This window comes from Akkermansia sp. RCC_12PD (genome assembly GCF_036417355.1).
Taxonomy (GTDB): Bacteria; Verrucomicrobiota; Verrucomicrobiia; order Verrucomicrobiales; family Akkermansiaceae; genus Akkermansia.
This window is the reverse complement of record NZ_CP143889.1, coordinates 317,562-340,984: the sequence shown is the minus strand read 5'-3', so window position 1 is coordinate 340,984 and position 23,423 is coordinate 317,562. Positions and strand designations below refer to the sequence as shown.

The window sequence follows — 23,423 nt, the reverse complement described above, 5'->3', positions numbered from 1 at the left end:
ATGGAATTGATGCGTTTTCTTCCGGTCCGGGCACTTCCGCTGCCCGAAGAGTCCCGGTACCTTTTTTCGTTCGATTTTGACGATACCCTGTTCACCCTGGGCGGTCCTGCCGGGGAGCGCCGCAGTTTTTTCCGCCTCATGCGTGCGCTCCGGGCGCGCTATGGCGTGCTTTGGGGCATCAATACGGGGCGTGACCCGGTTTACCTGAGGGAGGGACTGATGGACATGTTTCAGGATGATCCGGAAGCGTTTGCCCCGGATTTTACCGTGACCATGGAACGCAACGTCCATCTGGCGGATGCGGAAGGCCGCCTGATGCCGGGTGTGTGCTGGAACGATGCATGTGCGGTTGCCCATGATTCCCTGTTCAGCCGGTATGGCCGTATGCTGGAGGAGTTGATGGAGCATCTGGAAAAGCAGTTTTCCGGGCTGGAGCTCCAGAGGCAGCAGCATGACGCCTTTTCCCTGGTGGTGAACGATGCGCGGGGGCTGGATGCAGTGTCCGGCGTGATTCATGGAACGGTGGCCCCTTATGAGGAAATCGTCACGCAGAGGGCGGGGCCTTACCTGCGTTTCAGCCACCGGGATTACAACAAGGGAACGGCTCTGGCTTTTATAGCATCCCGGTTCGGCATCCCCTATGCTCGTGCGGCCGTTTTCGGCGACGGGCACAATGACCTGGACGCCATGAGGAATTTGCCGGAAGCGTTCCGTTGCTGTCCGTCTAATGCGGCGGATGAAGTGAAGGCCATGGTCGTTTCCGGCCACGGCTACATCAGTCCAAAAGCGCGAACCATGGGAGTTCTGGACGGCTTGGTGAACGGGGTCCTTCCGCATTTCGGCATGCGGACGGATGTCTTGAAGGCGGCGGAATGGAAACGGGGTGCGGATGAACCGCTTGCCGAATGAGCTTCTTTGCCGGGATTGGGAAGCGGCGCATTATATTGTGCAAGGGACGGAAAGAATCCTGTTGACAACGTCCTTTTCCCATGCAGGAATAATATAAATCTTTATTTCTAATTCCATGCATGTTTCTTCGTTGGCCCGCAAGGCAGGCAGGGGCTCTGCCGTAGGATGGTTCCTGATGCTGCTGTTGATTTGCGGCGTCGGAGCCGGGTATTATCTGTATCAGGACAATCAGGAAAAGAAAAGGGTGGCGCAGGAGTTGACTGCTGAACGCCAGGCAAAGGAAAAAGCCATGAAGGCCGCCGCTGAAAAACAGAGAAAGCAGCGGGAAAAGGAAATAAGGGAACGCCGGGAGAAGGAGCGGGAAGCCGCCGAACTGGCCAGGGAGGAAGCGAGGAAGAAGAAGGAGGCCCTGGAACAGGAGGCGGTGCAAAAACTTCAGGAGCAGGCCAAGAGGGAGGAAGCGGAAAAGAGGAGGAGGGAAGAGCTGGAACGCCGTGAGCGGGAGGAACAGGAGCGCCAGCAGGAAGAACCCGCCGAGGAGGAAGAGCCGGAACCCGAAGGGCGCTTTCCGCAGCCTGTCAAGAATCCCATGCCGGATCTTTCCGTGTACGCCACCGTCTGCAAGGATGAAATACCGATGGATGCCGACAAGCCCCTGGAAACATGGTCATGGGACAAGGCTGAAAAATTGACAGGCATGGAGGAATTCCCTTCCGGAAGTACACCGTGGAAAAGAGGGACGGATGACAAGCGCATGGATGACTTGCTGGAAAGGTGCCGCTCCTGGAAGGACGACAAGCCTTCCACCCTGAAGGCCTGCCCGGCGGCAAAGGATTTTCCCGGAGCTCCGCAGGACGGCGCTCCGCTCGTGAGGCGCACGGTGGAGATAGATTCCAACATCACAGGATGGCACAGCACGGGTCTGTATGCCCCACCGGGAGCGGAAATTTCATGTTCCCTGTCCGGGGCGCCCAAGGAGAGTTCTCTCGGAATCCGCATCGGGTGCCATACGGACAGCCTGCACAAGCTGGATGCCTGGAGAAGGGTTCCGGAAATAACGGTGCAGGTCCCGGCGGACCGGGGGCGCGTGAAGCTGGTGAATCCGATGGGCGGCCTGGTGTATGTGAATGTGGGCAAGCGTTCCAAGAGAGGCCGGACCTTCAAGGTGCAGATTTCCGGAGCTACTCCGGCGCCTCTCTTTATTCTGGGGGTGACTACTCCGGAACAATGGGCGGCGCAGTTGGAAAATTGCAAGGCCCCGTGGGGGGAAATCCGCATGCCGCGCCTGGTGATGACCATGCCGGTGGAGCAGTTGAAACGCTGCCCCGACGTTCAGAAGGTGGCGGAATTCCTGCAAAAAAACATGGCGCTCCAGGATTGGATCATGGGGTGGGATACCAAGCCGGACCGCCTTCATCATCCCATGCGCTTTGTCGTGGACAGACAGATTTCCGCAGGAGCCGGGCACTCCGGCTATCCCGCCATGGCGACGACCGACTGGACGAATTCGATCGCCAGCGGCGCCATCATCAATTCCGGAAGCTGGGGGCTTTGGCATGAACTGGGGCACAACCATCAGGCGCCTCCGTTCACGATGGAGGGGCAGACGGAAGTTTCCGTCAACATTTTTTCCATGCTCTGTGAAGTGATGGGGACGGGCAAGAATTACGAGTCCTGCTGGGGCGGGGGCATGGGGCCGTACGGCATGAGCTCCGAACTGAAGAAATATTTTACCGGAAGCCAGACTTACAAGGACGCGCCCAACAAGGTGCAGCTCTTCTTCTGGGTGGAGCTGATGTACCATCTGGGGTTTGACGCCTTCCGGCAAGTGGCCCTGCAATACCATGACAAGCCTTACGACAATGGCAAGTTAAGCGATGAAAAGAAATGGGAATGGGTGATGTCCGCCTTTTCCAAGGTGACGGGTAAGAACATGGGACCCTTCTTTGAAATCTGGCGCATACCCGTTTCCGAACACGCCAGGGCCAAAATGAAAAATCTGCCTGTCTGGCTGCCTTCCAGCGATTATCCCGCCTGTTATACGCGGGATGAATAGAAGAGGGGAAATTGCCTGGAAACGGGCTTCTCCCCGGTGTCATACTCGCGTCTGGACGGTTCCGGCGGCGCGGATTAGGATGCCGGGGTTGAATGAAATTGCTGAATGACTGGCTGGGCTTTTTCAAGCCCCTTCAGGTGAAGAACCTGCAAATTTTCTGGTCCGGGCAGGCATGTGCCCTGATCGGAATGTGGCTGCAGGTTACAGCCATGGGCATCCTGGTTTACAGCATTTCCGGCGGTTCCGCCACGGCGGTGGGTTTGCTGGCCGCCCTAAATGCGCTGCCCTTCTTTTTAGGGGGCATGCTGCTGGCCGGACTGGGCGACCGCTTTGACCGCCGCAAGCTGCTGATTGCCGTGCAATCCGTGCAATGGCTGGTGGCGGCGGTCCTGTTTCTTCTGACGTTTCTGGATGCCCTGCAATTGTGGCATTTGTATGCGGCGGGGCTGGTCATGGGCATCAACCAGACGGTGGGCTTTCCCACGCAGCAGGCGTTTGTGGGGGACCTGATCCCCCGGAAGCAGCTCCAGGAGGCGGTGGGGATGTATTCCCTGGTATTCAACACATGCAGGGCGGTGGGCCCGGCTTTGGCAGGCTATATCATTGCGGAATGGGGGGCGGCCACCGCTTTCGGTGGCAATGTCCTGGCCAGTCTTCCGCTGATCGGCTGCCTGGTTTCCCTGAAAGGCCATATTTCCGAAGCCGCCGCGCCGAAAAAGCAGCGCGGTTCCGGCAGAAAGGTTTCCGGTCTCAAGGCGGTATTGTCCACCCGCAGCCTGCTGTTCATCATGCTCAGCGCCCTGATCCAGAATATTTGCGGGCAGTCTCTCTACCAGATCGTTCCGGCCCTGATGCACGGAAATCCCCGCAATACCGGACTGATACTGGGAGCGGTGGGAGCTGGAGCCATGGTCAGCATCCTGCTGGTAATGCCCTTTGCGCGCAAAAGCGACAGGGTGGGGGCCAAGCTTTCTTCCGGAACCCTGTGGATGGGGAGCGCCCTTTGCGTGGCGGGCATCGTCAACGTGGTGGAGGTGCAGGCCCTGTGTTTCTTTTTTGCGGGCCTGGCTACCTCCACGCTGTTCGTTACCTCCTCTTCCGCCGTTCAGCTTCTGGCGCCTCCGGAAAGGAAATCCGCCATTCTGGGGCTTTTCAGCATCGTCACGATCGGAGTGCAGCCGTTGGCCGCCATGGGCTGGGGGGCCGTGGTGGATTCCTTGGGAGTCCAAGCGACGATTATCATGGCCGGAGGGCTGGAAGCCCTGTTCTCCATCTGGATGCTCAGCGTGCCTTTCTGGCGCAATTTCAGGTTTACCCCGGATGACTGCCTGGAAGGAGCATGAAGGATTATGGGTTATCCCTTGTTATTGAAAAATGAATTGCCAACATTTTTTCGTTTTGTTAGATGTTGATAATGAAAGTTTTTTTCATGAAGTTCCTCGCTGCCGGCATCGCCTGCTGCGGGCTGTCCGGCGCACAGCTGCCCCTTCGGGAACCTGTGCCGCTGCAGGGGCGGCAGGTGTGTTCCATTCCTGCGGGAAAACAGGGAGCGGGAAGTGCCATTTTTTCCCCTGATGGGAGCCGCCTCCTGGTTTGCGGAAAGGGCGTGCCTTCCTTGTGGGCCATTCCTTCGGGAAAGAAAGTCGCGGATTTGGTGCGCCCTCCTTTATGGGACGAGCCTTCCTTATGGAACAGTTTTTCTTTTTCTGGCGATGGATCACGCATTCTGGCGGAAGCGGGCAGGGGGCAGAATGGTTATTTTTATACCGTGTGGGATGCCGTGGCGGGTACTCTTCTTGGAAAGACACAGGGGCCTTATAAAAGGCAAGCGGTTTTCCAGGGGTTGCTGAGTCCGGATGGCTCTCTGCTTTTAGGGAGGGGAAGTGTAAAGGGCTGGACGGTACATGAAGTGACGGAGGAAGGCATCAGTTCGCCATTTCGTGCCGTATCGGAGAAAGGGAAGTTTTTTACCTATTCCCCGGATGGAGGCAGGGCAGCGTTTTTTAATCAGGACGGGTATGTAGCCGTGTGGGATTTGTTGCAGGGAAAAGAACTCTGGAAGAAACCGGGAGGAAGAAAAGGCGCTTCCGTGGACGTCGTCCGGTTCAGTAAAGACGGTTCGGCAGTATTTGTAGCAGACAGGGCGGGAGAATGTGCGGAAATATATGATCTGGAGCATCATCGGATTTTGGAGAAAACCGGCGTGGCAGACCGGCAGACGACTTCTCTCTCGAGCCCCCTGTTCGGCATCGTCAAACCATTTTCCAGAATGTGCTTTGATCCCGAAAACAAGGTAATGCGGAAGGTGGATTTGCCCGTTTCCACCATGCGCAGCCAATTGAAAGAAGCTTCAGGAAAATTTGAAAATCCTTTTAAGGCGAAGAGGAGTGCGGACTTTGAATCAAATAATCCGCCGGATATTTTTTATGTGACCCGGGACGGGCGTTATGCCGTGATGGCGCAGTTTTCCGGATGCTCCCTGTATAATTACGAACCGGCAGTGCTGATCTGGGATATTGGGAAAAAGAGGGCCTCCGGGGAGGTCGTGTACTGGTTTCCCTTCATTTTATACATGGAGATTTCTCCGGGGGAAAAATATTTGCATTTCCATGGTGGAAACAGGGCGCCTGAAGGAGTTGTCTCTTTCGCCTCGGGGACGCCCATGAAAGCTCCGGGAAAAATCCTAGCTTTTTCCGCGGACGATTCCATGATCGCATGGCTGGACGGCGAGAATGTCAGGGTTTGGAAAATATCCGGAAATGGAGAGTCCGGCAATTAATGTCCGGTTTCTTCCTCCTGCTCGGAATAGCTGATGCCCAGCATGCAGATATCGTCCGCCTGGTTGGTGCAGCCCGTGAATTTAGCTACGCAGGTAAGGGCCTGATGCACGAAGTCCTTGGTGGTCTTGGCCGTGGAATTGTTGAAGTAATCAATCAGGCGTTCCACTCCCATTTCTTCGCCTTCAGCATTGGCGGCTTCCGTCAGGCCGTCCGTGTACATCAGGATGCGTGAACCCGGAAGGAGGGGAAACTGGGCGTTTTGGTAGGCGGCGTCATCCAGCAGGCCCATGGCGATGCCGCGGGGCAGGGGCATCTTGCGTGCGATTCCGTCCGGTCCCAGCACGATGGGATGCGGGTGGCCCGCCGTGGAGGCGGTCATGACGCCCGTTTCCAGGTCCAGGTAAATATAAACGGCGGAGGCGAACATGGTGGTGTTGGCCCTTTGCAGTATTTTGGAAAGCTGGTGGTTGAGGGAAGTGAGGAATGCGGCGGGATTGTCCGCCAAGTGGGAAAGCTGTTCCATCAGGCCCCGGAGCATGGAGGCGATCAGGGCGGCGCGGATGCCGTGCCCCATCACATCGCAGACAATGGCCCCTACGCCGGAGTCGCCTACGGGGAAGGCGTCGAACCAGTCGCCCGCCACCCCTTCGGAAGGGGTGAAGATGTGGTGGAAATCCGCCTTCCGGGTCACTCCGCGTTCCGTGCGGGAACGGGAGGGGAGCTCGTAGGGGAGCAGGGCGAACTGGATTTCACGGGCCAGGTCGATTTCCTTTTCCAGGGACTTGTTCCGTTCTTCCAGGATGCGGGCCGTTTCCCTCGCCTTGATCTCCGTCTTGACCAGTTTAGTGACGTCGCTGGAAATGCCCACGATTCCCTTGAGGTCCCCGTTGCGGCCATACCACGGGAATTTGCTGATCTGGCTCCAGGTATCGTCCCTGTGCAGCCATGTCTCATGATGGAGCCGGGCGCGGATGGGGCGGCCGGTCTTCATGATGTCCAGTTCCTCGTTCCGGGAAATGTCGGACATGGTCTTGTCAAAGAAATAGGCGTCCGTCCGTCCGGTCAGGTCCGCCGGAGTGGGGACGCCCAGCTTGTTGGCCGTGGCCGAGTTGGCCAGAACGAAGCGCGATTCCCGGTTCTTGAAATAAATGCTGTCCGGAATGTGTTCAATCAGAGTATGGAACAGGTCCCGGTCCTCCGCGGCGCGCAGTTCCGCCGTCTTGCGCCTGGTGATGTTGACCCAGACGCCTATGAGCATGACGGGACGGCGCTGCTTGTCCCGGCGCGCGATGCCGTTGACCCGGACCCAGCTCCAGCTTTTGGAGTTGAGCTTCTTCATCCGGATTTCGATGCGCATGGGCATGTGTGAATGCCCGTCTAGGTACCGGCGCACTTCCTGGGAGAAAAAGGCCTGGTCCTCCTCATGGATGGTGAGTTCCGGCTGGGTGAAAATATTGGGGGCCTTTTCCTTGCGGCTGGCCCCCATCATGGTCAGGCAGCGGTCCGTGTAGTGGATGACGCCCGTCTTGATATTCCAGATGTAGAATCCCTCTTCCGCCGCTGACAGGGCCATCTTGATCTTGTCCCAGGTGAACACCTTCTGGGCGGAATGTCTGTTGCGTGAGGGCGGCATATGCAGTTGCCGCTAATCTAACGACAAAACAGCTCCCTTGGCAAGAGACAAAATAAGGGAATCTTATCCCGGCCGGAAGGACGGCCCGGAAAAGGCATGCCGGGAGGTTTCCGGACGGCTTTCCTGAAATTTTCCGGGATCGTAAAACGTTGAACGTTGCGGAAAATGCTATTTCCGGTGTTCTTCCTCCTGGGACTGGAGGAATTGCAGTTCCTTTTTCAGAACACTGCCCACGCGGTGCTTGGCAAGGTACACCTGGGCGATGGTGACGCCAAGCTGCCTGCGGACCTTGGCCGCATCCCATTCCCTCAGCACGTAGTAGTCGAAAATCTGGAACTGCTTGGGGGACACCTTGGCCTTGACGCGTTCCAGCGCGGCCTGCAGAAGGTTGTTCTGCCATTCCCGCTCCCATACCTGGTCAAAGTTGTTCTTGCCTTCGTCCGGAATCTTGTCGATGGGGTGTTCCTGGGATTCGCCGGCGTCAGGATTCATCAGCATGGCCGTGTCCTTTTTCCGTTTGCGGAACTGGTCGTTGATGCGCCAGCGGGTCATGTTCCAGAGCCATAGCTTGAAAGAGCCCTGTTCCGGGTTGTAGATGTTCTTCTTGCTCTGCTTGGCGATGGAAAGAATGGTCTCCTGCACCACGTCCCAGGCTTCGTCCTCCCTTAATCCGGCCTTCAGCGCCACGGAGTAAATAAGCCGCCAGTATGTACGGTAAAATTCATCCCAGGTGCGCTGGTCTTCCCAATTTTCCAGACGGGCAATCAGGCTTTTCCTGGTATGTTCCGCATACTGGGAAAGCGTATTCTCGTCAGGCTGGGACTCGTTCTTGGGTTGCAATGGGGGCACATTCATGTTTTATCATGAATTACGGATGAAAGTGAAGTGAAAGCCGAGTAATGGGAGCGGAATTTTCACGGCGGTGTTATTCATTCACTACGCTTTTGCGGGAAACATTCTTTCAAGGAAACGGATATGGTCAGGAAAACGTCCAAAAGCAGGGGATCTTCGGTAATCGCGGCCCTGATTGTGCTGTGCGCCCTGATAGGCTACGGCCTGTCGGAATGGAAACTGCTTCCGGACACGATGGAGGCCGTACCCGCGTCCCGGCAGGCGGCGGAGGAGGGAATGGCGCCGGAAAAGATCACCCTTCCGGAGAAGGGGGAGCCCGTCAGGATGCTGACCATGAATACGGGCAACTATTTTGTGCCGGAAGACCCGCGAAGAAGCAATTTTCAAGTGAAGTACAAGCCCGTGGAAGCACGGGAGGCCATAGTGGAGCTCGTCAGGCAATCCGGCGCTGAAATCGTGGGCCTGTCCGAAATGGGCGGGGAAGCCGCCGTGCGCGACCTGCAAATGCGATTGAAAAGAAAGGGCGTGCAGCTGCCGCACAAGGTACTGGTCATGCGGGACGGTGAAGACCGTGGACTGGCCCTGTTGTCGAAGTACCCCATTGTCAGCAACCGTTCCGTGACGGATGTGCCCGTACCGGGAGAACCCAAACGGCGTAAAACGATGCTCCGCGGCATTCTGGACGCCACCGTAAAAATGCCGGATTCCCGCCAGTTCCGCCTGATAGGCGTTCATTTGAAATCCCGGCTGAGCCGTGACGGCTCCGCGGAGGAAACCCGCAGAAGGGAAGCCTATGCCCTGCGCGACTACCTGAACGGCGTTATGGCCTCCCAGGACGGCATGCCCCTGCTGTTATACGGGGACTTCAATGACGGCCCCGCGGACAGTTCCGTGCAGGTTATCCAGGGACCGGCGAAAACGGACTCCCGCCTGAATCGTCTGAAACCAAAGGATTCCCGCGGAGAAACGTGGACCATCTATTACGAAGACGGCGACACTTACCATTCCTTTGACCATATCTTCATCAACAATACCCTGAAAAAACGACTTGGCCGCAAGCCCCCCATGGGCGTCCTCGACACTCTCCCCTCCCGCCAGGCCAGCGACCACCGCGGCATATGGGTGGAGCTGCGGTGATGGTGTTAAACCGGGATGGTCCCGGATGGCTCCGGGATTTCCTTTTTGCTCCCCGGCAGCGGGATTGAACATCAATGAAGCCTTGTTGAACAGGCGTTGCGGAGATAAAATATTCCGAATTTCCTTTTCACATCCTTTTTACATGGTGGCAGGGATGGGCGGGGGGGCGCGTATCCGTTGCTTTGGTATCTGTTTTTCTCCAGAATGCCTTGATGGAGAGAGTCGGGCGGTTTGTTGCTTCAGATGCCCGATGTTTGCCTCCGCGGGAATGGTTACGGATACCGCCGGAGTTTTATTTGAACAGATATGTATTCGAGGTTCCCGATGCTCAAAAAATGATTGCCGTGATCGTTTGAAATGGGTAGCATGCCAAAAATCGTTGTTCAATCCTGCATGACCTGTATGAGAAATTTTTCCGCACATTCCAGAGCTGCACATTTTCGTTTTTCCGCAGGGGTCAAAGGGTTTACCCTGGTGGAATTGATCGTCGTCATTACCATCATGGTTGCCATGATGGCTCTTGCCGCCAGCATGCTGAGAGGCGGCGGCCGGGCGCAGGGACTCCAGTCCGCCGTTGAAATGGTGGACGGCATGGTGCAGGAGGCCCGGCTGGATGCCATGGGCAAGGGAACCTGGAGCCGCCTGATTATTGTCAGCACCCCCGACGACGCGAGCCGGAACATGCGCACCCTGGGCGTGATGTCCAAGAATACGCGCACAGGCAAGTGGCACCTTGTCAACCGCCTGCAGACGCTTCCCGCCGGATTTTATATCAGCCCCACCTACAGCACCCTGCTGGAAGGTTCGGGCAAGTCCAGGGCCAAAAGCACGTACAAGAGCTTTTCCAGCCGGGACGGGCAGGATACCGTCAATCTGCCCGGCAACGGCCTGACTGATATTTATTTCATTGAGTTTGACGAGGAGGGCCGCATGTCCCAGCCGAATGCTCCCACCCGCCTGGTAGTGGTTTCCGGCTCTGCCGGGGACGGCAAGGAGGAACGCCCCTCTCCCATGACGGACGGCAAGCCGGGGTTGGCCGGCGGCATCGTGATTTATCCCAAAGGCAATATAAGCCGCCTGAGGACGGATGAGCAGGTGATTCCCCAATAATTTTACAGGATTTTACTACCATGTTGACCAATCGTATGAAACAGGTTCGTTCCAAAGGGTTTACCCTGACAGAGGTGGTGCTTGCCATCGGCGTGGTCGGGGTGCTGATCGTGGTGTTTATGGCTATGTTCATCCCGGCCAGGAGAACGGTCCAGGCCGCCCTGACCATTCGTGAGGCGGACCGCATCGTCCATGCCCTGACGGCGGAGCTTGGAGAGCTCCGCAATTCGGAACGGGCGGCGGGCAATGCAAAGAAGTCTTCCCCCGGCAGGTATGTTTCCGCCTTTGACAAGGCTTTTTACTGGATGCAGTTTACGGCAAAGCCCGCCACCACTATTCTGGTGTACAATTACCGGGCGGATTTGTCCAAGCCCGTGCGCAAGGACGGCACGCCCCAGCCCTGGCTGGAGGACGGCGGCAGCATTCCCGGCAAGAATTCCGCCGTGGTTACGGGCGTATGCCTGGCGAACAACAAGGACCGCTGGAATGATTTCAAGGCCCTGGTAGGCCCCGTGTTCGCGGTGCGCATGACCCAGCTTGTGGTGGAGCGCATGGATTCCAACGCCTACGGCTACAAGCTGGCTCCCAAGTACGCCGTGATTTCCAACCCCTACAACCGCGGACGGATCATTACGGACCCGTCCCAGTACGTGTACACGGCGGAGAAAGGGGGCGGCGGCCTGAATCTGCCCTGGGGGGCGGAAGTGCTGTACCAGGCGGAATTTTTCCAATTGCTGAATACGGACCCGGAACGTCTGCAGAACACGACATGGGAGAATCTGAAGACGCCCGTGTTCACGCGCAATCTTGCCTTCCGCCGTTAACCGCATCATCGAGATACTGAAAGAATCATGAAGACATTTGCCAAAATCAAATCCGGCGCGTTTACTCTGATTGAGCTGCTGGCGGCCATGACGATCACGACGATTCTTGTGCTTGTGATCGTGGCGCTGACGTCCCGCGGGGTGGATATCTGGAGATGGGTGCTTCAGGACGTGCGGACGACGACCCTCGCCCGTACGGCGATGGATACCATGACCAAGGATTTTGAGAGCATGCAGTTCCGCCCTGGAAACCCCTTTGAATGGATGCTCGTGCAGAGGGACAGCGATCTAGCCGGCCGCGGCGCCCGGACCGCCTCTTCCTCCCAGGCCAGGGGGCGCAGGCCTTCCACCGGGGAGTCCCGCGTCAATATGATGACCATGGGGCCGGAAGGCGCCAAGATTACGAATGCCTCCCAGTTGATTTTCTTTACCACGCCCACGGACCGCAATCCGGCCAAGTCCAGCATGGACATGAGGAACGACCGCATCATCGGCGACGTGAATTGCGTAGGTTACAAGCTGCTTTACCGCGACCAGATTCTGGACCGGGACGCCACGTCCGAGTCGGACGGGTTCCCCGTCTATGCCCTGTACCGCAATCTGGTCAATGCGGAGGATACCGTGCGGGAGCTTCTGGGCAAGGAGGACCTCTGGGCCGCCTATTCCCGCTTCCAGCAGGATGAAACCATTCCCGCCAATTTCCTGGTGGAGAATGTGGTGGAAATGACCCTCATTTTTGAGGTAGATTACCAGAAGAAGATCGGGAGTTCCGGCAGCAACAAGTCCGACAAGGATGCGACGCAGAGGGCATCCGTTCTGGTCCCCGTTATGACGACAGGCGCCAACCGCCTGGGGTCCTGTTCCCAGATGGACGTATACGGCAACCGGCTGGACGTGATCGGCAGCGGCATGGATATTGACGATTTAAAGTCGGGCCGCGTTACCGGAGTGACCATTTCCATGACGGTGGTGACGGATGAAGGCATGGCCCTGGTGGACCAGATACGCAAGGGGCGTCCCGCTCCCTCTCCGGAAGAGTTTTTCGAACGTTACACTCGATCTTTCACGCAGCGCGTTTCCCTTCCGCTGAGCCATTAGGCCCAAGTCCGGAACAGCAGGCGGACGCCTGTTTTCACGGTGTCCCGCCTTTTCCGGAGCGGCATTCCCTACCTTGTTGTTAACCCTGTTTCCGATCTATGCCGGGATTTGCAGATGTTGTGGGTAATTTGCCTCCGCTGCCGGAGCTGATTCTTTGGCGCGATCCCGTGGCCAGAAGCGCCGCGGAAGCCATGGCCGTGGATGAGGCCCTGCTGGAATGGGGGAAATTTCCCGTTCTGCGGATATACCGGTGGGGAGAACCTGCCGTGACGTTCGGCTATTTTGACGAGGAGAGCACAGCCAGGCGGATTTTCCCCGGAGAGGAATTGCATTTTGTCCGCCGCTGGACAGGCGGGGGCATTGTGGATCATCGGCAGGATATTCCCTTTACCCTGGCCATGCACCGCAGAGACGGGAAGGGGCGCCCTTCAAGCGCCACCTTGTACCGGTGGATTCATGGGGCGCTGGCCCGCGTGCTGAAGGATTGCGGCGTGGAGTGCGTGATGCTGGCCGGGGATGCGCCCGATGGCGGCCGCGCCTGTTTTTCCAGCCCTGTCACCAGCGACCTGATACTGCCTTCCGGAGAAAAACTGGCGGGCGGGGGCCAGAGACGGGTGCGTGACGGCGTTCTTCACCAGGGCAGCATTCAGAATTGCATTTTGCCTGACGGCTGGGATGTGATGCTTGCCTCCCGCCTGGCGGATACGCATGTGCTGCGTGCGGATTCCTTTCTTTTTCCCGGCATGGCCGCCCGCGTAGCGGAACTGCTCTCATCCAAGTATTCCACTGAAGAGTGGAGAAACGGCGTCCGTCACGGCCGTTCTGCGCATTCCTGATTAAATTCCATTGAATTGCAACCCCATGAGTTATTTACCTGATCCGGAACGTTATGCCGGTACCGCCTACCGCCGCTGCGGACGGTCCGGATTGCTGCTCCCCCCCGTATCGCTGGGACTGTGGCACAATTTCGGCGCAGAGTCCGATTATGAGAACGCGCGCCGTCTTGTTCACAGCGCTTTTGATTCCGGCATTACCTATTTTGACTTGGCGAATAATTACGGGCCACCGCCCGGTTACGCGGAAGAGTGCTTCGGGCGCATTTTCATGCAGGATTTGTCCCGTTACCGCGACGAATTGGTGATTGCCACCAAGGCGGGGCATTTGATGTGGGAGGGGCCGTACGGGGACTGGGGCTCCCGCAAGCACATGCTTGCCAGCCTGAATCAGTCCCTTTCCCGGATGAAGCTGGATTATGTGGATATTTTTTATGCGCACCGGCATGATCCGGAAACTCCGCTGGAAGAGACGGCGGGGGCTCTCGTCACGGCGGTCCAGTCCGGAAAGGCCCTGTATGCCGGCATTTCCAAATTCCCGGCGGAACAGACCAGGCAGATCTGCGCCATGCTCCGGGAAGCCCGCGTGCCATGCCTGGTGCACCAGCTCCGGTACAATATGTTCAACCGGGAGCCGGAGACAGGAGTTTTCGCCGCTATCCGCGAGGAAGGGCTCGGCTGCGTGGCATTTTCCCCTCTGGCGCAGGGGATGCTGACGGACCGTTACCTGGATGGCATTCCCGCGGATTCCCGGGCAGCAGGGGCTTCCGTCTTCCTGACGGGAGAGCGCGTGCAGCAGCATGGGGACAGAATCCGCCGCCTGGCTGCCCTGGCGCGGGATCGCGGCCAGAGCCTGGCGCAGATGGCCCTGGCCTGGGTGTTGAGGAATTCGGTCGTGACCACCGCCCTCATTGGAGCCAGCCGTTCCGCCCAGATCAGGGATTGCCTGGGTTCGTTGAAGAATACGCAGTTTTCTCCAGAGGAACTGGCTGTCATTGACAGCACGGCTGATTGACGGATGGGATGTCTCCGCCCGCGGCTTTTAGCTTTGCCTGCCGGGGGAGGTCAACAGAATGCTTCAGGGGGGCGGAATTTCCCCGGAAAACGCTTGGCAGAAGTACCCTCATGCCCAATGCGGCACGGCTTTTTGCCACATCAAGGGGCGGTAGCGGCGGGGATGCGCTACGTCCGGTTGCGCGTCCTGGAAGCAGAAGCGGCGGGAGATTGGAAAAGCAGCCTTCACATAGGCAAACCGCACTTTGGATTAATCCTTGCAGAACTTGCTTCTTCCTTGTTCACGCCCGGTTTCGCATCTGTCCTGGTCTTTCTGCAGGAAGGCGAATTTTCCGTCCCGGACAGCGGTTTTTTCTTGGAGTAAAGCCGGGGGAGTGCTATTTTCCTACCACTTTAATTTAAAGTGTACTGACAATGATAACCATCCAGGATTTATTTTGGCTCATCCCATCGGCTTCCGTGCTGGCCCTCGTTTTCGCGGGCGTGTTTTTTTACCGCATGAAGGCCCAGGATGAGGGGAACGAGGTCATGAGAATGATCGCCAAGCATGTTCGCAGCGGTGCGATGGCCTATCTACGGCAGCAATACAAGATTGTTGCCATTTTTTTCGTGCTGATCACGGTCGTTTTCGCCTTTCTGGCCTACTGCCTGCACATTCAGAATCCCTGGGTGCCTTTCGCATTTATTTCCGGCGGCTTTTTCTCCGGCCTTGCCGGGTATATCGGCATGAAGACGGCCACGTACGCTTCCGGCCGCGTGGCGAACGCCTGCCGCCATTCCCTGGATGCCGGCCTCCAGATCGCCTTCCGTTCCGGCGCCGTTCTCGGCCTGACCGTGGTGGGCCTCGCCATGCTGGACATCGGCGCCTGGTACTGGATTCTGGACTGGTTTTATGAGGACATGGAGCTTTCCACCCGCCTGGTGGTGATCACCACGACGATGCTGACCTTCGGCATGGGCGCCTCCCTCCAGGCCCTGTTCGCCCGCGTGGGCGGCGGTATTTTCACGAAGGCTGCGGACGTAGGCGCGGACCTGGTGGGCAAGGTGGAAGCGGGCATTCCTGAAGACGATCCCCGCAACCCCGCCACCATCGCGGATAACGTGGGCGACAACGTGGGCGATGTGGCCGGCATGGGCGCGGACCTTTACGAGTCCTACTGCGGTTCCATCCTGGCTTCCGCCGCCCTGGGCGCGGCGGCCTACATAGCCGTGCCGGACATGGCGATCAAGGCCGTTCTCACCCCCATGCTGATTGCCGCCCTCGGCACCATCCTTTCACTCCTGGGCGTGTATGCGGTGCGTGTGAAGCGCGGCGCTTCCCAGACGGAACTGATGGCCGCCCTGAACCGCGGCATCAACCTCAGCTCCTTCCTGATCGCCATTGCCTCCGCCTTCCTGCTCCAGCTCATCGGGTTGGACAACTGGGCCGGCATCTGGGGCGCGATCGTGACCGGCCTGGCGGTGGGCATCATCATCGGAAAGAGCACGGAGCATTACACCTCCCATGATTCCTATCCCTGCCGCAAGATAGCCCACAGCGCGAAGACCGGCCCCGCCACCGTCATCATTTCCGGCATCGGCATCGGCATGATTTCCACCTGCATTCCCGTGATTACGATCGTGGTGGGCACCGTCCTGGCCTACGGCATGGCCTCCGGGGACTGGCATTTTACCGGGGCCGAGATGAGCAAGGGCCTGTACGGCATCGGCATCGCCGCCGTGGGGATGCTTTCCACGCTGGGCCTGACGCTGGCGACGGACGCCTACGGTCCCATTTCCGATAACGCCGGGGGCAATGCGGAAATGAGCAAGCTGGACCCGGAAGTACGCCGCCGCACGGACGCCCTGGACGCCTTGGGCAACACGACGGCCGCCACGGGCAAGGGCTTTGCCATCGGCTCCGCCGCCTTGACCGCCCTGGCCCTGCTGGCTTCTTATATTGAAGAGCTGAAGATTTCCATCCTGCACTGGAGCGAGGCCACCGGAAATACCATGTACAAGATTAATGACGCCGTGAGCGTGGAGGTGTCCAAAATCACCACTTGCACCCTGTCCGAGTTCATGGGCTATTTCCAGGTGACCCTGATGAACCCGAAGGTGCTCATGGGCCTGTTCGTGGGCGCCATGATGTCCTTCCTGTTCTGCGGCCTGACCATGAACGCCGTGGGCCGCGCCGCTGAAAAGATGGTGAAGGAAGTGCGCCGCCAGTTCAAGGAAATCAAGGGCATCCTGACCGGGGAGGCGGAACCGGATTACGTGCGCTGCGTGGAGATTTCCACGGCGGGCGCCCAGCATGAGATGATCTGGCCGTCCGTGCTGGCGGTGATTACTCCCATTTGCATGGGGCTGGTGTTCGGCGTTCCCGGCGTGTTCGGCCTGCTGGCCGGCGGGCTGGCCTCCGGCTTCGTTCTGGCCGTGTTCATGGCGAATTCCGGCGGCGCGTGGGACAACGCCAAGAAGTACATTGAGCAGGGCCATGTGGGCGGCAAGGGCTCGGAAAGCCACAAGGCCGCCGTCATCGGCGACACGGTGGGCGACCCCTTCAAGGATACGTCCGGCCCCTCTCTGAATATCCTGATCAAGCTGATGAGCATGGTGGCCATTGTCACCGCCGGCGTCAACATCGCCGTTACCCTGTTCTAAGCCGGGTGCTTGCTGCATCATGATAACGGGAGTGCCGGGTAACCGCCGGCGCTCCCGTTTTTTATATGGGGGAAGTATCTGCAGTTCAGGGAAGAACGCTGTTTTTTTTCTTGATTCGGTTTTCCTGCGGTTTAAAAGGGGAGTCATGAGAACTACCCTGCTTTTATTGCTGACGGCATGCCTTGCTTCCGCCTCTCCGGGAGAGGAAACGCTGAAATCACTTCTTCAGGAACGGGAACAAATCCTGGTCAGGATAGATGAGTTGATGAAGGATCGCTACAAGTCCGGATTGTGCCATTGGACGGAGACTGTTCTCTCCAGATTGCAGCTTCTGGAGTTCCGTCGCGACCATGCCGCTTCCCTCAAGGAGGGAATAGCCTTCCAAAAGGAAATTGTGGCTCTCCGTGAAGAGGAATACCGTGTGTTTCAGAAGTCACTGGAGGCGGATCCTTCCCTCCGGCTGGAGGCATACCGCTCACAGGAGGCAGGGCTTGCCGCCAAATGCCGCCTTTTGGAAATGGAAAGCCGTGCGGGGGGAGAGAAACAGTAGCCGGTGCATCCGGGGCGGAAACAGGCGTTCGGAGCCTGTGAAGATTCCGGCGGCCGGTTCTTCCGTTTTTTGACGTTCTCTTTTTCGCACTCTGTGGAAAGGGCTCTCTTTCATCGGCTGGCAAGAAGGGGGGGCTGGATTTTTTTCTGCCATCGATGAAAAGTTTTTTTGACAAGGGCGGGGGAGAGGAGTAATAAACGCGCAGATGCCATTCAGCACAGTACAGCCCTTTTTTAGCAACACCCGTTATTACGGCAACGGCTATTGGTGGCGTGTACCCATGTCCGGACGGGGGAATCCCGATGTGCAGTAGCGGCATTCAGCTATGACGATTTTCTAGAACTGCTTTGATTCCTCCGAGAGTCAAAGCAGTTTTTTTATTTTCAACTTACACAATGATCCATCCATGCAACCACCATCCATCATCACCCTCCAACAACACAGCCGGCGCCTGAGCGCCGACCTGGAGACGCCCATCAGCCTGTTCCTGAGCCTCACCCGGGACCAAACCCCCGGCCTTCTGCTGGAAAGCGCGGAGGTGGACGGCAAGTGGGGGCGCTACAGCGTCATCGCCTGCGATTACCTGATGACCGTTTCCTGTGCGGACGCCCGGCTTTCCCTGACCGTCAGCGACGACCGGCTGGCCTCCTTGAAGGAGCTGGACGGCATGCCTTATCTGGACGGGCTGCGCGCCCTGATGCAGCGGCTGGAACTGGTGGGCGACGACAAGCGGCAGGCCCCCATCACGCGGGCCCTGTACGGCTACTTCGGGTATGAAACGGCCGCTCTTTTCCAGCCCAAGCTGGCGCAGACCATTTCTCCCTCTTCCGCGGAGTCCTGCCTGGTGCTGGCCGGCACCGTGATCGTGTTTGACCACCTGTACAACCGCCTTACCCAGATCAGCCTGGGCGAACACCGCGACCTTGCCCACGCTCCCCTGCATGAAACGGAAGAGCCCTCCATCGGGGAGGTCGCGCGCACGCCGGACCAGGCGGGCTACATGAAGGGCGTAGAGCATATCAAGGAGCTGCTGCACGACGGGGAGGCCATTCAGGTGGTGCTTTCCTCCCAGGCCTCCGCGGAGTTCCACGGGGACGCCTTCACGCTGTACCGCCGCATGCGCAGCATCAACCCTTCCCCGTACATGTTTTTCATGAGCCTGCCGGGCGTTACCCTGTTCGGTTCCTCCCCGGAACTGATGGTGCGCTGCACGGACGGTAAGCTCCAGCTTTCCCCCATTGCCGGAACGCGCAAGCGCGGCAGGGACGACGAGGAAGACGCCGCCCTGGCCGCCGACCTGCTCAAGGACCCCAAGGAGTGTTCCGAACACGTGATGCTGGTGGACCTGGGCCGCAACGACCTGGGGCGCGTCGCCAAACCCGGCTCCGTGAAGCTGGAAAGGCTGATGGAGATTGAACGTTTTTCCCACGTGATGCACATGACTTCCCGCGTGACCGCCCAGGTGAACGACGGACTGGACGCCATCGACATTCTCGGCGCGGCCTTCCCCGCCGGAACGGTGAGCGGCGCACCCAAGGTGCGCGCCATGGAAATCCTGGCGGAGGAGGAACCCCTGCCGCGCGGCCCGTATGCCGGGTGCATCGGCTGGCTGGGGCTGGACAAGAATGGCGTGCATATGGATTCCGGCATCACCATCCGCAGCATGTGGGTGAAGAATGGCCGCATCCACTGGCAGGCGGGCGCCGGCATCGTGTATGATTCCGATCCGGCCGCCGAATGGCAGGAGTGCATGAATAAAGGCAAGATTATTGACGTGATTTTGAAAGGAGAAGACCATGTTTCTGTTCATTGATAATTACGATTCCTTTTCGTGGAATCTGGTGCAGGCGTTTTATTCCCTGGGCCGCAAGCCCGTGGTGTATGCGAACGACGATCCGCGCATTCTGGACCTGGCAGCCAGCCCGGAACTGGAAGCCGTGTGCATTTCCCCCGGCCCCAGCCATCCGCGCAATGCCGGGCTGTGCCTGGAGTTCCTGAAGCGCCTTCCCGCCGCCGTTCCCGTGCTGGGCGTATGCCTGGGCCACCAGCTTCTGGGTTATTTTGCCGGGGCGGAGGTTTCCCGCGCTCCGTACGTGATGCACGGAAAGAGTTCGGACATTATCCACGACGGCGCCGGGCTGTTCACAGGACTTCCCAATCCCATGACCGTGGGCCGCTACCATTCCCTGGTGGTCCAGTCCAAGGAGGATGAACCGAATCCCCGGTTCACCGTCACTTCCCGCGGTCCGGAAGGGGAGGTTATGGCGCTGCGCTACAACGACCGCCCGTGGGTGGGCATCCAGTTCCATCCGGAATCCATCCTGACGCCGGACGGTCTCCAGCTTCTGGGCAATTTTCCGGACAATGTCGTTCCCGCCGGTCAGAAGGAGAAGCGGATCAACCGCATTCTGGATACGCTGGCCGCCGGGCAGGACCTGACGGCGGACATGGCCGCCGCCGGTTTTGCGGATATCATGGACGGACGCATGACGCCGGCCCAGGCGGGCTGCTTCCTGATGGGCCTGCGCATGAAGGGGGAAACCCCGCTGGAAATGGCCCACGCCGTGGGCATTGCCCTGGGCCGCGCCAACCGCGTGGAAGGGCTGGAAGGCGACTGCATTGACGTAGTCGGCACGGGCGGCGACGGCCGCAGCTCCTTCAATTGCTCCACCGCCACGTCCCTGACGCTGGCGGGCATGGGCTACAAGGTGGTGAAGCACGGCAACCGCGCGGTGTCCTCCTCCTGCGGGTCCGCGGATGCTCTGGAAGGGCTGGGATTTCCGCTGGACGTGGCTCCGGAGGACGTGCAGCACCTGCTGGACGAACGCAATTTCGCTTTCCTGTTCGCGCCGAATTTTCATCCCGCCTTCCGCAACGTGGGGTCCATCCGCAGGGAACTGGGCATCCGCACCCTGTTCAACCTGCTGGGACCCCTGATCAATCCGGCGCGCCCCACCCACATTCTGCTGGGAGTGGCCCGTCCGGAACTGGTGGAACTGCTGGCGGAAACCCTCAGCCAGTCCCATATCCGCAGGGCGGCCGTGGTGTACGGCGCCGGAGGGTATGACGAGGTGACGCCGCTGGGGCCCACCAAGATGATGATCGTGCACAACGGGAAGCTGACGCCCATGACGCTGGACCCCGCCGATTACGGCATCCAGCCCTGTGATCCCGGGGAGCTGGCCGTCCATTCCAAGGCGGAGGCGGTGGCCGTGCTGAAGGATATTCTGGCGGGCAGGGGGCCCCGCGCCATGATGGACATGGTGATTCTGAATGTGGGCGTGGCCATGTTCCTGCTGGAGGACCACATGGACCTGGCCGTCTGCATGGCGAAGGCCCGTGAGGCCGTGTGCGCCGGCGTAGGAAGGAGAACGCTCCATGTTGCTTGACCGGTTCAGGGAAGCCAAGGCGGAGGAAATCGCCCTGCTCACGGACCTGGCGTCCCGCCGGGAACTGCCGCGCCCCTGGAAGGGGCGCAGGCCGGATTTCCTGAAGGCGATTGCGGAGACGCCTGACGGGCAGCCCGTGGCCGTGATTGCGGAATTCAAGCAGGCGTCTCCGTCGCGCGGCGTCATTGCCCAGGGATTGAAGCCGGAAGATGTGGCGGAACAGTATGCCGCCGCCGGGGCCTCCTGCATTTCCGTGCTGACGGAGGAACGGTTTTTTGGCGGCCGCATCGGGTATCTGGAACGCATGCACCGCACCGGGGTTCCCATGCTCCGCAAGGATTTCATTTTCCACCAGCTTCAGGTGATGGAGACGGCTTCCACCCCGGCTTCCGCCCTGCTGCTTATCGTGCGCCTGACGCCGGATGCACGGGAACTCCGTGTTTTGCGGGAACAGGCGGAAGCCTACGGAATGCAGGCCGTGGTGGAGATTTTTGACGAGGAGGACCTGGCGCTTGCCCGGGAATCCGGCGCGCGCATCATCCAGGTGAACGCCCGTGACCTGGATACGCTGGAAACGGACAGGCAGGCCTGCCTGGACCTGGGGAAGCTCCGCCGCGGCGGGGAAGTATGGATAGCCGCCAGCGCCATGAGCGCCGGGGAGCATCTCAGGGAAGCCGCGGAGGCGGGCTTCCAGGCCGTATTGATGGGCACAGCCCTGATGGACGGCGGAAAGCCGGGTGAAAAACTGGCTGCAATTTTAGAAAAAACAAGATGAAGAAACATTCATTCGCAATCAAGGTGTGCGGGATTACCCGCCAGAGTGACCTGTCAACCGCCATGGGAATGGGGGCCCACTTCTGCGGGTTCGTGTTCCATCCCAAAAGCCCGCGCTATATTGCGCCGGAACGCGCCGCCGCGCTGGATTCCGCGCTGATCCGCCGCGTGGGCGTGTTCGTGAACCAGGATGCGGAGCAGATCATGGACATCATGAAGACGGCCCGGCTGGAATTCGCCCAGCTCCACGGCAACCAGTCCCTGGATTGCGCGCGCCGGATCGGCGCGGGAAAAGTCATCCGGGTTCTGTGGCCGGACAGTTACGATTCCCTGGACGCCATGCAAAGGGAGATGGATCTCTGGGCGGACAGCTGTTCCTGGTTCCTGCTGGATGCCGGCAGGCAGGGCGGCGGCCACGGAACCGCGCTGGACTGGAAGGCGCTGGCTTCCCTGCAGGCCCCCCGCCCCTGGTTCCTGGCCGGCGGCCTTTCCTCCGCTTCCCTGAACAGGGCGCTGGAACAGTGCACCCCGAACGGCATTGACCTGAATTCCGGCGTGGAGGCCATTCCCGGCCAGAAAAGCCCGCAAAAGCTGCTGGCGGCGCTCAAGCCCCTCATTTCCTACACACCTTACCACATCGCATGAATAACAAAGAAGGATACTTCGGCAATTTCGGCGGCCGTTTCGTTCCGGAGGCATTGCGCCCCCCCCTGATGGAACTGGAACAGGCCATGGACACCATCATGCAGTCCCCGGCGTACCGGGATGCATTGCAGGATCTGCTGGTCAACTACGCGGGCAGGGAAACGCCCCTGACGTTCTGCCCCCACCTCTCGGAGAAACTTGGCTTCCGCCTGTGGCTGAAGCGTGAGGACCTGCTGCATACGGGCGCCCACAAGATCAACAACGCCCTGGGCCAGGCCCTCCTTGCCCGGATGATGGGGAAGACGCGCCTCATCGCGGAGACCGGGGCGGGCCAGCACGGCGTGGCTACGGCCACGGCGGCGGCGCGCCTGAAGATGGATTGCACCGTCTTCATGGGGGCGGAGGATGTGGAGCGCCAGTCCATGAATGTGATGCGCATGAAGCTGCTGGGTGCGGAGGTAGTTCCCGTGGACAGCGGTTCCCGCACGCTGAAGGACGCCATTAACGCGGCCCTGCGTTACTGGATTTCCCATCAGGCGGATACTCTGTACTGTTTTGGTACGGCGGCAGGCCCCCATCCGTTCCCCACACTGGTCAGGCAGCTCCAGTCCGTCATCGGCCGGGAGGCGCGCGCGCAAATGCTGGAGCGCACCGGAAGGCTGCCGGACGTGGTAGTGGCGTGCGTGGGAGGCGGCTCCAACGCCATCGGAATGCTCCACCCCTTTGTGGAGGATGAGGATGTGCGCCTCGTAGGCGTGGAGGCCGGCGGCACGGGCGAGCCCGGCTGCTACAATTCCGCCCCCATCAACCTGGGGAGCCCCGGCGTGCTGCATGGACATGTGACCATGCTTTTGCAGGACGGGGACGGCCAGATACAGCCTTCCCATTCCATTTCCGCCGGCCTGGATTATCCCGGCGTGGGGCCGGAGCATTCCCATCTGGCGGAAATCGGCCGCGTGCATTACGGCATGGTTTGCGACGCTTCCGCCCTGAATGCCTTCCAGGCGCTTACGAGGGGGGAAGGCATCATTCCGGCGCTGGAATCCTCCCATGCCGTGGCGTGGGTGCTGGACCACGCGGAAGAACTGCCCAAAGGGGGCGACGTGCTGGTCAATCTCTCCGGCCGCGGAGACAAGGACCTGGGAATCGTTAAAAAATATCTGAACATTTAATTGC

General features: G+C 59.3%; 20 protein-coding genes. 18 read left to right on the top strand and 2 right to left on the bottom strand.

The window, feature by feature from the left end; translation table 11 throughout:
- The 4 genes from V3C20_RS01345 to V3C20_RS01330 all read left to right on the top strand — a co-directional run bounded on the left by V3C20_RS01345 (nt 1) and on the right by V3C20_RS01330 (nt 5,744).
- Nucleotides 1-909, top strand: coding sequence for an HAD hydrolase family protein (locus V3C20_RS01345; protein ID WP_130082968.1), 909 nt, complete (start codon nt 1-3; stop codon nt 907-909).
- A gap of 115 nt (nt 910-1,024) precedes the next feature.
- On the top strand, nt 1,025-2,965 hold the full coding sequence (locus V3C20_RS01340; RefSeq protein ID WP_130082967.1) for a M60 family metallopeptidase: 1,941 nt from the start codon (nt 1,025-1,027) through the stop codon (nt 2,963-2,965).
- Nucleotides 2,966-3,057: 92 nt separating this feature from the next.
- Complete coding sequence (locus V3C20_RS01335; protein ID WP_130082966.1) at nt 3,058-4,308, top strand: MFS transporter; 1,251 nt, start codon at nt 3,058-3,060, stop codon at nt 4,306-4,308.
- 86 nt (nt 4,309-4,394) lie between these two features.
- A complete protein-coding gene (locus V3C20_RS01330; RefSeq protein ID WP_130082965.1) occupies nt 4,395-5,744 on the top strand; it encodes a WD40 repeat domain-containing protein in 1,350 nt (449 codons plus the stop codon).
- Here the strand turns inward: V3C20_RS01330 and V3C20_RS01325 are convergent.
- Both V3C20_RS01325 and V3C20_RS01320 read right to left on the bottom strand, forming a co-directional pair.
- Nucleotides 5,741-7,378: a SpoIIE family protein phosphatase gene (locus V3C20_RS01325; RefSeq protein WP_130082964.1), complete on the bottom strand. Its 1,638-nt coding sequence runs from the start codon at nt 7,376-7,378 to the stop codon at nt 5,741-5,743. The two genes, V3C20_RS01330 and V3C20_RS01325, sit on opposite strands and share 4 nt — an antisense overlap.
- A gap of 168 nt (nt 7,379-7,546) precedes the next feature.
- Nucleotides 7,547-8,233, bottom strand: a complete 687-nt coding sequence (locus tag V3C20_RS01320) for a sigma-70 family RNA polymerase sigma factor (RefSeq protein ID WP_067571446.1) — start codon at nt 8,231-8,233, stop codon at nt 7,547-7,549.
- A gap of 120 nt (nt 8,234-8,353) precedes the next feature.
- Between V3C20_RS01320 and V3C20_RS01315 the strand changes: the two genes are divergently transcribed.
- The 14 genes from V3C20_RS01315 to trpB all read left to right on the top strand — a co-directional run bounded on the left by V3C20_RS01315 (nt 8,354) and on the right by trpB (nt 23,419).
- Nucleotides 8,354-9,367 carry an endonuclease/exonuclease/phosphatase family protein gene (locus V3C20_RS01315; RefSeq protein WP_130082963.1) on the top strand — a complete coding sequence of 338 codons (1,014 nt, stop codon included), beginning with the start codon at nt 8,354-8,356 and terminating at the stop codon, nt 9,365-9,367.
- 402 nt (nt 9,368-9,769) lie between these two features.
- Nucleotides 9,770-10,477 carry a prepilin-type N-terminal cleavage/methylation domain-containing protein gene (locus tag V3C20_RS01310; protein ID WP_161981771.1) on the top strand — a complete coding sequence of 236 codons (708 nt, stop codon included), beginning with the start codon at nt 9,770-9,772 and terminating at the stop codon, nt 10,475-10,477.
- Between the two features lie 20 nt (nt 10,478-10,497).
- Entirely contained in the window at nt 10,498-11,301 is an 804-nt protein-coding gene (locus V3C20_RS01305; protein WP_130082961.1) for a prepilin-type N-terminal cleavage/methylation domain-containing protein, read from the top strand.
- A gap of 27 nt (nt 11,302-11,328) precedes the next feature.
- Nucleotides 11,329-12,399 carry a prepilin-type N-terminal cleavage/methylation domain-containing protein gene (locus tag V3C20_RS01300; protein ID WP_130082960.1) on the top strand — a complete coding sequence of 357 codons (1,071 nt, stop codon included), beginning with the start codon at nt 11,329-11,331 and terminating at the stop codon, nt 12,397-12,399.
- A gap of 98 nt (nt 12,400-12,497) precedes the next feature.
- Nucleotides 12,498-13,235 carry a hypothetical protein gene (locus V3C20_RS01295; protein WP_130082959.1) on the top strand — a complete coding sequence of 246 codons (738 nt, stop codon included), beginning with the start codon at nt 12,498-12,500 and terminating at the stop codon, nt 13,233-13,235.
- A gap of 25 nt (nt 13,236-13,260) precedes the next feature.
- On the top strand, nt 13,261-14,247 hold the full coding sequence (locus V3C20_RS01290; RefSeq protein WP_130082958.1) for an aldo/keto reductase: 987 nt from the start codon (nt 13,261-13,263) through the stop codon (nt 14,245-14,247).
- A 93-nt stretch (nt 14,248-14,340) separates the two neighbouring features.
- Nucleotides 14,341-14,610, top strand: coding sequence for a hypothetical protein (locus V3C20_RS01285; protein ID WP_130082957.1), 270 nt, complete (start codon nt 14,341-14,343; stop codon nt 14,608-14,610).
- A gap of 50 nt (nt 14,611-14,660) precedes the next feature.
- Nucleotides 14,661-16,889 (top strand): sodium-translocating pyrophosphatase, encoded by a 2,229-nt coding sequence (locus V3C20_RS01280; protein ID WP_149876186.1) that lies wholly within the window; start codon nt 14,661-14,663, stop codon nt 16,887-16,889.
- 145 nt (nt 16,890-17,034) lie between these two features.
- The gene (locus tag V3C20_RS01275; protein WP_130082956.1) at nt 17,035-17,439 is read left to right on the top strand and encodes a hypothetical protein; all 405 of its coding nucleotides are present in this window, start codon (nt 17,035-17,037) and stop codon (nt 17,437-17,439) included.
- Between the two features lie 406 nt (nt 17,440-17,845).
- Nucleotides 17,846-19,252: an anthranilate synthase component I family protein gene (locus V3C20_RS01270; protein ID WP_161981193.1), complete on the top strand. Its 1,407-nt coding sequence runs from the start codon at nt 17,846-17,848 to the stop codon at nt 19,250-19,252.
- Nucleotides 19,236-20,828: an anthranilate phosphoribosyltransferase gene (gene trpD / locus V3C20_RS01265; RefSeq protein WP_130082955.1), complete on the top strand. Its 1,593-nt coding sequence runs from the start codon at nt 19,236-19,238 to the stop codon at nt 20,826-20,828. The genes V3C20_RS01270 and trpD overlap by 17 nt, the downstream gene beginning before the upstream one ends.
- Entirely contained in the window at nt 20,818-21,603 is a 786-nt protein-coding gene (locus tag V3C20_RS01260) for an indole-3-glycerol-phosphate synthase (RefSeq protein ID WP_130082954.1), read from the top strand. The genes trpD and V3C20_RS01260 overlap by 11 nt, the downstream gene beginning before the upstream one ends.
- A complete protein-coding gene (locus tag V3C20_RS01255; RefSeq protein WP_130082953.1) occupies nt 21,600-22,247 on the top strand; it encodes a phosphoribosylanthranilate isomerase in 648 nt (215 codons plus the stop codon). The genes V3C20_RS01260 and V3C20_RS01255 overlap by 4 nt, the downstream gene beginning before the upstream one ends.
- Nucleotides 22,244-23,419 (top strand): tryptophan synthase subunit beta, encoded by a 1,176-nt coding sequence (gene trpB, locus V3C20_RS01250; RefSeq protein ID WP_130082952.1) that lies wholly within the window; start codon nt 22,244-22,246, stop codon nt 23,417-23,419. Before V3C20_RS01255 ends, trpB begins: the two co-directional genes overlap by 4 nt.
- Nucleotides 23,420-23,423 lie beyond the last annotated feature (4 nt).